Below are 15,242 nucleotides of genomic sequence, written 5' to 3'. Positions count from 1 at the left end.
TAAAGAGGTGCTTTGCTATTATTTAATCTACTGTATAGCACTGAAAACAAGCCTTTTCGTGAAACCCTAATTTTTTATATAATCTCATGGCATTCTCATTATTCGTACTCAAACATAGTTCAATCCTCCTCCCTAATACATTTACATTACCTCTATCAATATCCTTCTTACATAATGTCTTTTTTGACTCTCTTTCATTCAAAAAAGACATTATCGTAAGCGTATTTCGAAGTGAAATTGCTATGATAATGTCTTATCGGAGAAAAATTTCAATATAATTAATTAACTAAATAAATTTAACGGTATTTAATTTAAAGTCATTTCTCAAACAATTTCTTTCTAAATACAAACATACTTAACGATGACAAAACGAATGCCAATCCGGAAAGTATATAAACCGTATTTGTTTGCCCACCCGTTGCAGCCAGGGACTGTTTATTCCCGTCTTCTTTATTCTCACTTTTGCTCTTCACTGTGTTCTCTTTTATCCTTTGATTCCCTACTAAAGCTTCTTTTATTACTTGATTTTCTGTTTTTATTTCTTCAACTGGTTTTGTTACTTTTTCTACTTCTTTACCTTCTTTTGTTGACTCTTTTATTTCTTCTTTCAATTCTTCAACTTCTTTTGTTGGCTCTTTTACTTCTTCTTTCGGTTCTTCAACTTCTTTTGTTGGCTCTTTTACTTCTTCTTTCGGTTCTTCAACTTCTTTTGTTGACTCTTTTATTTCTTCTTTCGGTTCTTCAACTTCTTTTGTTGACTCTTTTATTTCTTCTTTCAATTCTTCAACTTCTTTTGTTGGCTCTTTTACTTCTTCTTTCGGTTCTTCAACTTCTTTTGTTGGCTCTTTTACTTCTTCTTTCGGTTCTTCAACTTCTTTTGTTGACTCTTTTACTTCTTCTTTCGGTTCTTCAACTTCTTTTGTTGGCTCTTTTACTTCTTCTTTCGGTTCTTCAACTTCTTTTGTTGGCTCTTTTACTTCTTCTTTCGGTTCTTCAACTTCTTTTGCTGGTTCTTTTACCTCTTCTTTTGTTCCTTCAAATTCTTTTACTGGCTCTTTTATTTCTTCTTTCGGTTCTTCAACTTCTTTTGCTGGTTCTTTTACTTCTTCTATCGATTCTAATTTTTCTACTATATTCTGCACGACGATTCCACTATATAATATGCCAGTCTCATAATGATCTGCATCTAAATCAAATTCATATATTTTTTCTCCTAGAGTGCTCCAAATGATTCCCTCATCAGTAAACGTTCCACCTGCACTCTTTAGCGTAACCTTTTCAATTCGTTCTCCTTCTAAGTCATATACAGGAATTTTTACTTCTTTGTTTATTTTTACATCATCTAAAATGACTTTTTGCCTTCTAACATCAATTGTTCCCCACTGACCTAATTGTATTAGGGGCCTTACATCACGAATCTCATTTCCAGCTAATTTCAAGCTAAGTAAGTCTAACATTGAACCAAGAACCGATACATGTTTAATATGATTATCAGTAAGATTTAGCCACTGTAAATTTTTCAGTGAAGATAACGGTGTTGTATCTTCTAATTTATTTCCTACAATTTCAAGTACATTTAGTTTGTTTATCTGACTAATTGCTTCCAAACTACTAATTGCATTATTATTTACGAATAATGCCTCCAAATGATTTAGCTGATTTATTCCTTGAAGATCAACATTACTAATTTGATTATTTGATAGTGCTAAATTTTTTAATGAGGATACTGTAAATAACGGTTTAATATTTTTTATATTATTATTGCTTAAATTCAATTTTTCAATATGTCCCAAGTTAGATATTGGTCCAATATCTTCAATTTGATTATAAGATAAATTTACATCTTTCAATTGCTTCAATTTCGAGATGAATTCTATATTTTTCAAGCCTACTCCTTCTAAAGTTAAGCTTTCTAAATTCATCATGTGCTCTAAACCAGTCACATCTTTAATCTCTTTACCCTTTTCTTCAAGTACCTTTAATGTTTTAATCTGTAATAAATCCTCTTTTGTTATAGGTGCATTCAGATCCTCTCTACCTAAATTATCTTTGTTAATATGCTGTTGTAAACTCTTATCGAATATCACATTTTCATTTTGTTCCTTATCCTCTTTTGCTGGTTCTTTTACTTCTTCCAACTTCTCAACGACATTTTGAATTACTGTCCCATTAAACTTTATACGGTTTTCATCAGGATTTATGTCTAACATAAATTCATACATTTTCTCACCTGGCGTACTCCATTTTATTGTACCGTTACTAACTGTTCCGCCCTCACTCTTCATTCTAACAGTCTCGAGAACTTCTCCATTTAAATCATATACAGGTACCTTAACTTCATCGTTTACTTGTGAGTCATTTAAAAAGATTTTCTGCCTTTGAATATCGATATACATCCTTTTTCCTAACTCTTGAACTGGTCTTGCATCACGAATTTCATTCGAGCCTAGTTTTAAATTATACAATCCTGTCAATTTACTAAGTGGTGTTATATCAGAAATATAGTTTTCCTCTAAATTAAGCGCATGTATCGTAGATAGCTTTGATAAAGGTGTTATATTTTCTAATTCATTTTTAGAAAGATCTAAGTCCGCTAATTTTTTCATTGCGGTAATATGCTCAATATTAGTAAGTCCATTATTACTTAGTGAGAGTTGCTTCACATTTCTCAACTGCTCAATGCCCTTAAGGTTATCATTACTAATTTGATTATTTGCTGCAGTTAAAGTTCTTAAAGATGTTATTGTAAATAATGGTTTAATATCCTTTATATGATTGTTATTTACATCTAATATTTTCATCTTTTTCATCTGACTCAAAGGGCTCACATCAGAAATTTTATTATTCCTTAAACTTACTGTTTCAAGATTCTCTAATTGTGCTAAAGGTCCAATATCTTCAAGCTCACTGTAAGTTATACTTAATGATTTCAATTGTCTCAAATCCGAGATAAATTGCATATTTTCTAGCTTAACTTCTTCCAACGTTAAGCTTTCTAAGTTCATCATATATTCCAAACCGCTTATATCTTTTATTCCTTTACTTTTTGCCTCAACTACGATTAAAGATTTCACTTGTAATAAATTTTTCTTTGTTATTGGCGCATTTAAATTATCTCTACCTAAGTTATATTTATTGATATGTTTTTGTAACTGCTTATCTAGTATTACATTTGCACTTTCATCTTGTTCTACTTTGTCTTCTTTATTTTGCTCTTTTGGCACATTGTTTTCTAAATTTAACGCATTTACTTCAAATTGCACTTGATATTTATTGTCATATCCCATTGTTGGAATGAAAATATGCATTTGCATATTATATCTCTTTCCTAATTCTCCAACTTCGAATTGAATAACCTTCGTCCCATTTTTCTTTTTATCCTCAGATATTACTTTCACATCATGAAACACACCAGGAGTATGAATATCCTCTGTTTTCAAGTATTGAAAGAAATCACTATCACTTAACGTTGCCGTTATAATTTTCTTTCCATTCTCAATTGTTAATTTCGGATCCTTTATATAAATAGCTGCCATAGACTCTTCATTCGTTTTATCTTTATATGCTTTAATAACAGCGTCATATGTACCATCTTCTAAACCTTGTCCCGTTTTATTCGCCTCAATTGCTACTGCCGCTAAAGCAGGTGTCGAATACACAGCAAACGGCAGTGATAACGCCGCAGCTATAATCATTGCATTTATATGTTTTCTTTTATTCTTTCTCAACTTTACATCTCCTCCGAAATATATAAATCGAAATGTAATCATTTCTCGAATAAATGATAATGATTTTCAATATCATTGTCAACTAAAAAAAAATAAAGTGAAACTTTAATCAGAGGGGGTTTTGTCCATCCCCCTCTGATTATTAGTTGAACCAATCGGGCTTTTACGGGCAGTTAATACGGGATAAAAAGTTTACAAAAAATAACCCCTTTTACAAGGGGTTATGCCATTTTCTCTCCTGATTCTTCTTTAAAAAAGCTTTTCATTGCATGAAATACATCTGCTTTTTGCTTTAAAATATAATATCTGAAATTCTCATCTTTAATGTTTTTGTAGGCTGACATAAGTGTACTATGGCGGTTGTATTGATTCACTTCCCCATACCCAAACATATTACACTTCTTCATCAACTCTTCCACAAGCTTTACGCATCTAGCATTATCCGAAGTTAAATTATCACCGTCTGAAAAATGGAATGGATAAATATTATAACGGTCTGGTGAATATTTATTATCGATTAACTCAAGTGCTTTTTTGTATACGGAAGAACAGATCGTTCCGCCACTTTCCCCTTTTGAGAAAAACTCTTCTTCTGTGACGACCTTCGCTTCCGTATGGTGAGCAATAAACTCAATGTCTACGGTTTCATACTTTGTGCGTAAAAATCTTGTCATCCAGAAAAAGAAGCTACGTGCCATATACTTCTCCCATATCCCCATCGATCCACTCGTATCCATCATCGCTAATACAACAGCTTTTGAATCTGGCTTTAACACTTCATTCCAAGTACGGAACTTTAAATCTTCTTGGTGAATTGGATGGAAAGATGCTTTACCGCGCATTGCATTTCGTTTATATGCAGATATCATCGTTCGTTTTTTATCGATATTTCCCCATAATCCTGTTTTTCTAATATCATTAAATTCAATGTGTTCAATCCGGTTTTCATCCAGTTCTTTTCTCTTTAAATTAGGCAACTCTAACTCTTTGAAAAACGCTTGCTCCAATTCTAAAATTGAGACTTCTGCTTCATAATAATCTTCTCCAGCTGCATCTCCTGCCCCTTGCCCTTTTCCTGGTCCCTTCTGCTTTTGACCACCTGATCCATCTCTTGCAACAACATCACCAACTTTGCTGTCACCGTTTCCTTGCCCAACGTGTTTGTTTTTATCATAATTGTATCTAATCTTATATTCATCTAAAGAACGAATCGGTATTTTCACAACATCCTTGCCATTAGACATAACTATACTTTCTTCTGTTACAAGGTCTGGTAAATTATTTTTGATTGCCTCCTGCACTTTTTCTTGATGGCGTTGTTGGTCGTCATATCCTTTGCGATGGAGGGACCAGTTTTCCTGTGAAATCGTGTAATTTGGTTGGTTTTCTTCGCTCATTCCTTTCCCTCCTTACTGTAATTGTCTTCCCCTATGAACAGCAATCTATAATTTTGTTTTCTAGTGTGCGTAACTAGAATATTTGAAAAATAACTGTTCATCGAAAATCATCCCATAAACATATATAGCGTTTTTCATACAATACTCCGAGCATCCTAAACAAAATTTTGCCACTCACATAATAAGAAAGAAACATTCAGCCGTTGATAAGAAAGAAACACAATGCATTGTTGCACACATTTTCGTTTTGCAACATATTGTATTGTGTTGGCTTTTTTGTATGAATGGTTGGTTACTCTATCATATGCATATTGTAAAAATAATTGACAAGAAATTCATAAAATCGCATCTTAATTTATTATATTCGGACAAGCTATGACATTTTTTACAAATATCAATAGATAACAAAACGCCGCCCCAAGAATAAGAGACAGCGTTTTGTTATCAAACTATCGATTTAACAAACTACCTACATATCGTAACAATTCATTCGCAGATGAAGAATTATAGCCATGCTCATCAATTAAGCGTGCAACAACATCATTGATTTTCTTAAGCTGATTTTCGTCTGGTGTTTTCGTTGATGTTGTAATTTTCACTATATCTTTTAAATCGGCAAATAATTTTTTCTGAATCGCTTCACGAAGACGTTCGTGTGAATTATAATCAAAGCGTTTCCCTTTACGTGCGTAAGCAGAAATGCGAATTAAAATTTCTTCACGGAATGCCTTTTTAGCATTTTCTGAAATTCCAATTTGCTCTTCAATCGAACGCATAAGTTTTTCATCTGGGCTCATTTCTTCACCAGTTAACGGATCACGTAATTTTGATTTATTGCAGTATGCTTCGACGTTATCTAAGTAATTATCCATAAGTGTCTTAGCTGATTCTTCGTATGAATAAACAAATGCTTTTTGTACTTCTTTCTTAGCAATTTCATCGTATTCTTTTCTCGCTAATGAGATGAAATTCATATAGCGCTCTCGGTCCTCACTACTAATTGACGGGTGCTGATCCAATCCGTCTTTTAACGATCTCAGTACATCTAGTGCATTAATAGATGGTACCTCTTTTCGAATAATTGTAGAAGAAATTCGGTTAATGACATAACGAGGGTCAATCCCCTTCATACCTTCATCTTGATATTCGCGTTGCAGCTCCTCTACATCAATCGTATTATATCCTTCTACCGTTTCTCCATCATATAAACGCATCTTTTTAATTGAATCAATATCTGGACGCTTCGGGTCTTTTAAACGAGTTAAAATAGTGAACATTGCTGCAACGCGAAGTGTATGCGGTGCAATATGAACATTGGACACATCACTTTCACGAATCATTTTTTCATAAATATGTTCTTCTTCACTAACCCGTAAATTATATGGAACCGGCATTACAATAATTCGTGAATGCAATGCTTCATTTTTCTTATTTGCTATAAATGAGCGATACTCTGTTTCATTTGTATGCGCTACAATTAATTCATCTGCTGAAATAAGCGCAAATCTTCCTGCTTTAAAATTCCCTTCTTGTGTAAGCGATAGTAAATGCCATAAAAATTTCTCATCACATTTTAACATCTCTTGGAATTCCATCATGCCGCGGTTCGCCTTATTTAATTCTCCATCAAATCGATATGCACGAGGATCTGATTCCGAACCGTATTCTGCAATTGTAGAAAAGTCTAGACTACCTGTTAAATCGGCAATATCTTGTGATTTTGGATCAGAAGGACTAAATGTACCAATTCCTGTACGGCGATCTTCAGAGAAAAAAATACGCTCTACAACTACATCCTCAATTCTTGACCCATATTCTTGCTCTAGACGCATAACATTTAATGGTGATAAATTCCCTTCAATCCTTACTCCATATTCATCAAAGAAATCATTCCGTAAATGCTGTGGAATTAAATGAAGTGGATCTTCATGCATTGGGCATCCTTTTATTGCAAAAATCGCTCCACGATCTGTTCGTGAATATGTTTCTAATCCTCGTTTCAACATCGTAACTAATGTTGATTTCCCCCCACTAACAGGCCCCATTAATAACAAAATACGTTTCCTAACATCTAATCGTTTTGCAGATGGATGAAAATATTCTTCCACAAGGCGTTCTAAAGCATCCTCTAATCCAAATAGCTGATTACTAAAGAAGTTATATTTTCTTCTACCATCAACTTCTTCAATTCCAGCATCTTTTATCATATTGTAAATGCGAGAGTGTGCTGTTTGAGCCACCCATGGTCTTTCTTTCACAAGCTCCAAATACTCCGCAAACGTACCTTCCCATTGTAAACGTTCTTCTGCTTCCCGATATTGTTCAATTTTCTTTAGAATATCCATTATAGCTCCTCCCCCATCTCCTTGTTCAATCGGATTATTATAAAAGGTATGCTAGGATGTCCTTAAACATTCTTTAAATCAAAACGAAATATACAATAGCGCTATAAAATTCTCTCCAAAATTCAAAGAAAATTCTGTATAATAAAGGTATTAAAGTTTTCACGCTGCTATTCATTGTAAATAAATTCTTTTCTTCTAGGAACCTTACATACATTTCGATTCACAAATAGGATTCGTAAACCGAAAAAGTAAGGAGGAAATTAGTATGAAGTTATTATTAATTTTAGGTGTATCGCTCACATTTCTTACAGCTATTTTCACATCTGGTTATAACGATAAGCCAGGTACAAAAAAAAAGTGATGTGCTTTTCAGCACATCACTTTTTTTCTTGTTTTTTATACACTATTTAAAATAAATATTTTCCACATCGTATATCGATAAAGGGCGATTATAAAAATAACCTTGTGCTATTTTTATATTTTTTTCCTTTAAAAATTGTATTTGTTCCGCCTTTTCTACTCCTTCTGCAATTACATTTAACCCTAGAGTATGTGCTAAATGAATAATTGCAGCCGTAATATTCGTATCCCTTTCATCTTTATATATACCTTCCATAAAAGAACGATCAATTTTTAACGTATCAATCGGATATGTTTTTAAATAACTTAAAGATGAATATCCCGTTCCAAAGTCATCTAAATGAATCTTTAAATTTTGTTCTTTTAACTGCAATAACACTCTTTTTGATACATCTTTATGTATAAGAGCCCCTTCTGTAACTTCTATTGCTAATAAATGAGGGGGAACGTTGTACTTATTTAAAGCACGTGTAATCATCTCTATTAATGTAATAGAACGAAAATGTCTAGCTGAAATATTAACTGCGATTGGTACAACCTCATATCCTTTATTTAACCATTCACGTATCTGTTCACAAACTTGATGTACTACCCATTCATCAAGTTTAATAATAAACCCTGTTCTTTCAGCAAGTGGGATAAATTGATTGGGCGAGACAAAACCTAGCTCCTTATTCTCCCACCTTATTAAGGCTTCCATACTGGCTATCTTTCCCGTTTCAATATTAATTTGAGGTTGATAATAGAGGGAAAATTCATTTTTCTCTATAGCACGATGTAACTGATTTTCTATTATAAACCTTTGTTCACGTTCACAATCTAATCCACAACAATAAAAATGATAATACCCTTTTCCTTTTTCCTTTGCTTTTTCCAAAGCTGCGTCGACTCTTTGGAAAAGGATTTTTTCATCCATTCCATCTTCTGGGGCCATTACAATCCCAATTGATGCACTCAAATAAACATCCTCTTCTTCTATTACAAAATGCCCACTAATTTTTTTTAATATTGTTTGTGCAACTTCCTCTACGTATTCTCTCGTTATATTTTCTATTAACATAACAAATTGATCATCATGTTCTCTAAATAAATGCATCTCTTCTATTTTTAGGTCTCGTAAGCATTCAGTAACTTTTTTTAAGACTTGATCCCCTTCTTTATGACCAAATGTATCATTAATAAGGTGAAATTCATCCAAATCTATAAAAACCAATGCGAATTCTTTATTCTCAGCTAAAAATTCATTTAGCTTATTTGTACATGATATTCTATTCATTAACCCCGTTAACTGATCAAAGTAAGCCAAATATTCTGTTTTCATCTCATTTAATACTTGCCTCGTAACATCCCTCGTAACAATGTACACCCCGACGATTTCACTATTCACAATAATGGGGATTGTCCTCACGGAAATATAAAGTTCATATCCTTCTTTATGAATATATTTCTTTGCAACAATTTGTTTTGCTCTTCCCTGTAAAGCATTTTTAAATATAATTTGAAAAGTTTTTTCATATTCTTTATTTATAAACTGAAAAATAAATTGGTCCTTTAACTCTTCATATCGATACCCAAAAATTTCATAAGTCGCTGGATTTGCATATGTAATTCTTCCAATAGAATCTACAGATATAATGGAATCATTATTATATTCTAGTAATGACTTAAAGAACATTTGTTTTTCTTCTATTTCCACTTTTTTCTTAACCTGTGCTGTAATATCTCTAGTAATACAAATAATAAACTGACATGTTCCATTTACATCACATACTGGATTAAGTGAAGATTCATAATGTATATCACCAGTTGGCAAACTAATTACATCACAAAATGTAATTGCTCTCGCTTCTCTCATTACTTTTGCATAGTGTCCTTGCAATAACCTTGCCGTATCTTCTGGTAATACTTCTGCAAAAGTTTTCCCATAACATTCTTTCCCTAGCCTGGCGTGATTCATTCCTATTTTATTCACATAAATATATTTAAAAGTTTCATCATCAATAACTTTCACAATAAACACTAAATCTTGAATAGCATGTAACAATCCCTGTCTTACTAAATCCATATCTATCATACTTAAAAAGGTATTTTGATTATTATATTGTTCCTTCATATTTATCTCAACCCGTCTTATCTATTTTTATTCATATATCTCATTCTATATGAATACGTACCTTTTTTAAAATGTATGATTACATATTTTTTAAAAAAATAAAAAAGCCGCCAAATGGCGACTTTTAATAAACGATTTCTAAATCTAATCCTGGATAATTTTGTTGACGGAACGCTTCATAAATTAAAATTGCTGCTGTATTAGATAAATTTAATGAACGTACTTTATCCGTCATTGGAATACGTAAACAATGATCGAAGTTTTCTTCAATTACATTAGCTGGTAATCCATTTGTTTCTCTTCCAAATACGAAATAGTAATCCTTCTCACGTTTGCTATAATCAAATGCTGTATGGGCTTTCTCGCCATACTTTGTTAAATAAAAGAATTCACCATCTTTATTTTTCTCATAAAATTCTTCGATTGAATCATAATACGTAACTTTTACGTGCTGCCAATAATCTAATCCTGCACGCTTTAACATTTTGTCATCCGTTGAAAATCCAAGCGGTCTAATCAAATGTAATTCTGTTCCAGTTGCTGCACAAGTACGTGCAATATTTCCTGTATTTGCTGGAATTTCTGGTTGATATAAAACAACATGTACTCCCACGCGATATTCACCTCTATTTTTTATCTACTACGTATTATACCACTTGAACGAAAAATCTCTACCCATTAATAATATGAAAGAATTTATATTTCATTTGTGGTGTATATTTACTAGAATCTTCATAGTTCCAATAACGCCTGCGGCTATTCGCTGAATGTGCATTTACAAGTGGCATACCATCTGCGTCTTTTGCTACTACAATTGTCGTATGATTCCACCTACCATCATCCTCAAAATCATACGCAATTACATCGCCAAGAATAAGGTCTTCTGGCCTTTCTACTGCTTCTGCTCGAAGCCCTGTTGTAGCACCTGACAAATACCAATAAAAAGAGTGTGCTACAGCCCAGCTCCAACTCCACTGGTTTCCCCTTTGCCACCACCCTTTACGAATGTTAGGGTGTCCATTCATCGGTACTTCTCCAGTGTGCAGACATTGTGAAATAAAATTTGTACAATTATCCGGAAAATTACGGTATGCAGAATTGCGATCATCCCACCAACGCTCTGCATATTTCACTGCCTCTAAACGATTATATTGATATGAACCGTATTTTTCTTTCGTGACTTCCCGTTCTAACGTTTCACCTATTCCTATTTCTTCTGACACTTCAAGAGCATAATCATCTATTATACAACTATTTTTTAAACAAACTCGTCGTTTTAATTGTTCCTCTTCGATATAAAATAATTCTTTATGCTTAATTAAATATTTCAAGTGTATTTGATAATCAATTTCTTGATGCTCATTACTATTTAATTGTCTAATGAAAGAAATATCTGCAGTTGCTTTCACTATATGTGCACTACGCTTTTGAAACAATTGTTTCTTTCTCTGTACCATTTGTAACAAATCTACTGCAATACCATCTACATCCGTTCGTTTCTCTGTTATATATGCTAAAAACTGTTGCACTTGCTTTTCAATATTCGCTTTTACAACCATTTCGTCTCCCTCCCATATTACAATATGAAAAAGGGAGATATTATCTACTCTTTTTTCTGTGCTAACAATTCAAGTCCACGATTCATTTCATGAAGAACCTCTTCATCTTTCTCACGTTCCATCGCTTTTTCAATCGCTTCTCCTACTCCATCTCCACCAATTTCCCCGAGTGCCCATGCTGCTGTTCCTCGAAGTACTGGTCTTGGATCATCTTTCATAACACCGATTAAATCAGGAATTGCTGCTGTTTCTTTAAAATGCGCAAGTGCTAAAATAGCATTTCGTTGCAATGGTTTTTTACCTCTCCATGAACCAGACATAATTCCATACTTATCTTTAAAATCACGATTACTAATTGTTAAAAGTGGTGTTAATAACGGTTTAACTAACTCAGGGTCAGGCTCCATTTCAGGATGGTTATGAAAATCCATTCCTTTATTTTTCGGACAAACAGTCTGACACGTATCACATCCATATATACGGTTTCCTATTTTATCGCGATATTCTTCAGGCAGAAACCCTTTTGTCTGTGTTAAAAATGCAATACATTTCTTCGAGTCCAACTGCCCGCCTTGTACTAAAGCACCTGTAGGACAAATATCAATACATTTCGTACAACTTCCACATTGATCTTCTATTGGCCGATCAGGAGGGAATGGAACATTCGTAATCATTTCTCCTAAGTATACATACGAACCAAATTCCGGCGTAATAATAGCGCAGTTCTTACCACTCCATCCAATACCGGCACGCTCTGAAACAGCTCGATCACTTAGCTCCCCTGTATCAACCATTGATTTCACTTCTATATCCGGCAGCTTTTCGATTAAATACGCCTCTAACTTTTGCAAACGATCTCGTAGAACAAGGTGATAATCTTGGCCCCAAGAAGCACGGCAAAAAATCCCACGTCGTTCCCCTCGTTTACTTAATGGTGCATTTTTTAATTTTGAAGGGTATGCTAAAGCAATCGCAATAATTGATTTCGCACCAGGTAACAATAGCTGTGGATTCGTTCTCTTCTCTATATCAGGCTCTTCGAATCCAGACTGATAATTCAATTGTTGTTGCTGGATTAGGCGCTGCTTTAATTCCTCAAATGGTGAAGCACTGGCAAAGCCTATTTTATCTATACCAATCGTTTTACTATACGCAATTACATCTTGCTTTAATTGTTCAAAGTCCATTTTCAATCACCTCCACCGATGAATCCATCCCTTATGTAACGACTATACTAGTTATCAATTCACTTTTGGAATAATATTCTTCACTTCTATTTTCGCATACAATTATGATTTTCAAACAGTGAACTACCCACCACTTAGTATCTCTTACGATCTTACCCCGAAGTGGGGGGCTTCTCGGTTCATCGCTACTTTTGCTAGCTAACGAATTTGTCCTAGGACAGCCGAGCTAACTCCCTTGTTCCAAAGGTTATTTCTCACGATTTATATCAATGCTAATAACCGCATGGCTTCCTTTTTGATATTGATAGCTGCGTTATAGTCACGACTGATTATGAGTCCACACGAACACGCATACGTGCGTTCACATAATGGCATTTCTTTTTTATTCCCACAACGACTACACATCTTTGTAGAAGGAAACCATTTATCTATTTTTACAAGCTGTTTTCCTTGTTCTTGTAGCTTATATGCTAAAAATGTCGTGAACATCCGCCAACCGTTATCCGCTACACTCTTACCAAAGCGAAGTGCTCGTGACATTCCTTTCATATGTAAGTCTTCGATTGCTACAACGTCAAAACTCGTAGCTAATTCTTTAGACTTGTGATGAAGGAAATTTTTACGTTGATTGGCGACCTTTTCATGCAACTTCGCTACACAGATCCGTTGTTTATTCCAGCGCTCTGAACCTTTCACACGTCTTGCTAATACTCGTTGCGCTTGCGCTAATCTGTCTAACATCTGACGATAAAAGCGAGGATAATTGGCTTTCTCATCTTCGCTACTCACGTACAATTCAGCCATTGCGAAGTCTAATCCAACTACACGTTCTACTTCTTTTGGAGTGATTTCTTTTTCATATTCGGTCAAAATAGACACGTAATACTTCCCAGTTGGTGTCATCGAAATTGTGCACGATTTGATGATATGGTTTTGCGGTATCTCCCTATATTGCTTCAGTCTCACCATTTTCAATTTCGGTAATTTGATATAACCATGAAATAACATAATATTTCCGTTTACTCGATTCGTTGTATAGGATTTTCTACTCTTTTTACTTTTGAATGTAGGGAAATCACTTTGCCCACTAAAAAAATTCTTATACGCAGTTTGCAAATTTAATTGCGCGTTGGCCAATGCTAAGGAATCGACTTCTTTCAACCATTCATACTGCGCCTTGTATTTCGCAGGAGTAGGAAATTTTTGTTTCTTTAGTTCTTCCTTGTTCTCTTTGTATGCTTCGTATATTTCTTTCCGTTCAGCCAGCATTTTATTATAAACAAAGCGTACACATCCGAACGTTTTACGTATAAGATGTGCTTGTTCTTCTGTTGGATACAAACGGAATTTGTACGCCTTATTATGCTTTATCATATCCGTTCACCTCATTTTCCGCTTCATTTCCCATAAGCTATGACGGTGATCACACAACCTGAACATTACACGATTATTATCTACTTTCATTGTTATACCAAACTTTACCTCTTATAAGACTGATTATATCAGGGGCGAAATAAATAGGAAAACCAAATGTTTGGCTACGCCAAACCGAAATTCATCTCCCACCTACCGCTAGACTATCGTCTTTCACACGCCTCAGGAAGGAGATTTCTTTCGGATAATACATTAAAAAACGCAATGCTTCGTTTATCTTAGAAACGAAACACTGCGTTGATCACAATTTATTAGAAAAATATTAAATAAAATTTGGAGCGGGTGAAGAGAATCGAACTCTCGACCAGAGCTTGGAAGGCTCTTGTTTTACCACTAAACTACACCCGCAAATATGAAATAAATATAAGATATTGAAATAACTTATGTAACGTAGTATAGCATGTAAAAAAAATCGAAGCAAGAAATTTATCGAAAAAAGTCGAAAAAGTGATGAGATACCTCATCACTTTTTCAATTCTTTATCAATCGCCTTCTTCATACTATCGAAATCAGGGTTTGCAAGATTCCCATTTATATATACTGAAGGAGCACCTTGAACTTTTAATTTTTGAGCACGATCTGAATCTTTACGTACTTTGTCTTTCATTTCTTTACTGTGTAAATCTTTTTTAAACTGTTCTACATTAATTTTCGGAAGCTTATCTTTCACAATATTAAGAAGTAATTCTTCTGTAATCCATTCTTCCGTATCTTTCTTTTGATTTTGATAAATCTCATCATAGAAAATCCAGAATGAATCTTGATCTTGTTTATAAATTGCTTCACCGGCAGCTGCACCTAAATCAGAGTCTTTTCCGATAAACGGGAAGTTAATAAAATATAACTGCACTTTACCTTTATCAATATACTCTTCTTTTAATCGTGGTAATACTGTTACATCCCAAGTACGACAAGCAGGACATTTAAAGTCTCCAAATTCAACTACCTTAACTGGAGCATCATCTTTCCCTAAAGATTGTTGCGTAGAATAAGCAAACATCTCATTCCCTTTATCTTTCTTGTCATTTATGATGCTATACACAATCGTCCCGATTACAATCAATACTGCGATAGAAAAAACTATACCAAGAACCATGAGTTTGTTTGATGATTTCATAT

9 protein-coding genes and 1 tRNA gene are annotated in these 15,242 nt (G+C 33.9%); all 10 read right to left on the bottom strand.

What is annotated here, in order from left to right:
* Window positions 1-317 precede the first annotated feature (317 nt).
* The 10 genes from QCI77_RS02875 to QCI77_RS02830 all read right to left on the bottom strand — a co-directional run bounded on the left by QCI77_RS02875 (window position 318) and on the right by QCI77_RS02830 (window position 15,240).
* Window positions 318-3,728, bottom strand: coding sequence for a leucine-rich repeat domain-containing protein (locus QCI77_RS02875; RefSeq protein ID WP_353824482.1), 3,411 nt, complete (start codon window positions 3,726-3,728; stop codon window positions 318-320).
* 221 nt (window positions 3,729-3,949) lie between these two features.
* Window positions 3,950-5,125 (bottom strand): sporulation protein YhbH, encoded by a 1,176-nt coding sequence (gene yhbH / locus QCI77_RS02870; RefSeq protein ID WP_353824481.1) that lies wholly within the window; start codon window positions 5,123-5,125, stop codon window positions 3,950-3,952.
* 449 nt (window positions 5,126-5,574) lie between these two features.
* Window positions 5,575-7,470, bottom strand: coding sequence for a PrkA family serine protein kinase (locus tag QCI77_RS02865; RefSeq protein WP_113770604.1), 1,896 nt, complete (start codon window positions 7,468-7,470; stop codon window positions 5,575-5,577).
* Between the two features lie 403 nt (window positions 7,471-7,873).
* Window positions 7,874-9,943, bottom strand: a complete 2,070-nt coding sequence (locus QCI77_RS02860; RefSeq protein ID WP_353824480.1) for a sensor domain-containing protein — start codon at window positions 9,941-9,943, stop codon at window positions 7,874-7,876.
* Between the two features lie 124 nt (window positions 9,944-10,067).
* Complete coding sequence (gene trmL / locus QCI77_RS02855) at window positions 10,068-10,556, bottom strand: tRNA (uridine(34)/cytosine(34)/5-carboxymethylaminomethyluridine(34)-2'-O)-methyltransferase TrmL (RefSeq protein ID WP_000538149.1); 489 nt, start codon at window positions 10,554-10,556, stop codon at window positions 10,068-10,070.
* A 58-nt stretch (window positions 10,557-10,614) separates the two neighbouring features.
* Window positions 10,615-11,502: an amidase domain-containing protein gene (locus QCI77_RS02850; protein WP_002091098.1), complete on the bottom strand. Its 888-nt coding sequence runs from the start codon at window positions 11,500-11,502 to the stop codon at window positions 10,615-10,617.
* A 44-nt stretch (window positions 11,503-11,546) separates the two neighbouring features.
* The gene (queG, locus tag QCI77_RS02845) at window positions 11,547-12,689 is read right to left on the bottom strand and encodes a tRNA epoxyqueuosine(34) reductase QueG (protein ID WP_353824479.1); all 1,143 of its coding nucleotides are present in this window, start codon (window positions 12,687-12,689) and stop codon (window positions 11,547-11,549) included.
* Between the two features lie 261 nt (window positions 12,690-12,950).
* Window positions 12,951-14,063, bottom strand: a complete 1,113-nt coding sequence (locus QCI77_RS02840; RefSeq protein WP_353824478.1) for an RNA-guided endonuclease TnpB family protein — start codon at window positions 14,061-14,063, stop codon at window positions 12,951-12,953.
* A 334-nt stretch (window positions 14,064-14,397) separates the two neighbouring features.
* A tRNA-Gly gene (locus QCI77_RS02835) sits at window positions 14,398-14,471 on the bottom strand.
* A gap of 115 nt (window positions 14,472-14,586) precedes the next feature.
* The gene (locus QCI77_RS02830; RefSeq protein ID WP_193647607.1) at window positions 14,587-15,240 is read right to left on the bottom strand and encodes a DsbA family protein; all 654 of its coding nucleotides are present in this window, start codon (window positions 15,238-15,240) and stop codon (window positions 14,587-14,589) included.
* Window positions 15,241-15,242 lie beyond the last annotated feature (2 nt).

Origin of the sequence: Bacillus cereus group sp. MG9, from assembly GCF_040459995.1 — a bacterium.
Classification (GTDB): Bacteria; Bacillota; Bacilli; order Bacillales; family Bacillaceae_G; genus Bacillus_A; species Bacillus_A mycoides.
Note: the sequence above shows the minus strand (reverse complement) of the source record. Positions and strands in the feature narration are given on the sequence as shown.

Bases quoted from the DNA above. Each gene is read 5' to 3' on its own strand.
- yhbH (WP_353824481.1), bottom strand. From the start codon at position 5,125: ATGAGCGAAGAAAACCAACCAAATTACACGATTTCACAGGAAAACTGG.
- QCI77_RS02865 (WP_113770604.1), bottom strand. From the start codon at position 7,470: ATGGATATTCTAAAGAAAATTGAACAATATCGGGAAGCAGAAGAACGT.
- QCI77_RS02860 (WP_353824480.1), bottom strand. From the start codon at position 9,943: ATGAAGGAACAATATAATAATCAAAATACCTTTTTAAGTATGATAGAT.
- QCI77_RS02850 (WP_002091098.1), bottom strand. From the start codon at position 11,502: ATGGTTGTAAAAGCGAATATTGAAAAGCAAGTGCAACAGTTTTTAGCA.
- queG (WP_353824479.1), bottom strand. From the start codon at position 12,689: ATGGACTTTGAACAATTAAAGCAAGATGTAATTGCGTATAGTAAAACG.
- QCI77_RS02840 (WP_353824478.1), bottom strand. From the start codon at position 14,063: ATGATAAAGCATAATAAGGCGTACAAATTCCGTTTGTATCCAACAGAA.
- QCI77_RS02830 (WP_193647607.1), bottom strand. From the start codon at position 15,240: ATGAAATCATCAAACAAACTCATGGTTCTTGGTATAGTTTTTTCTATC.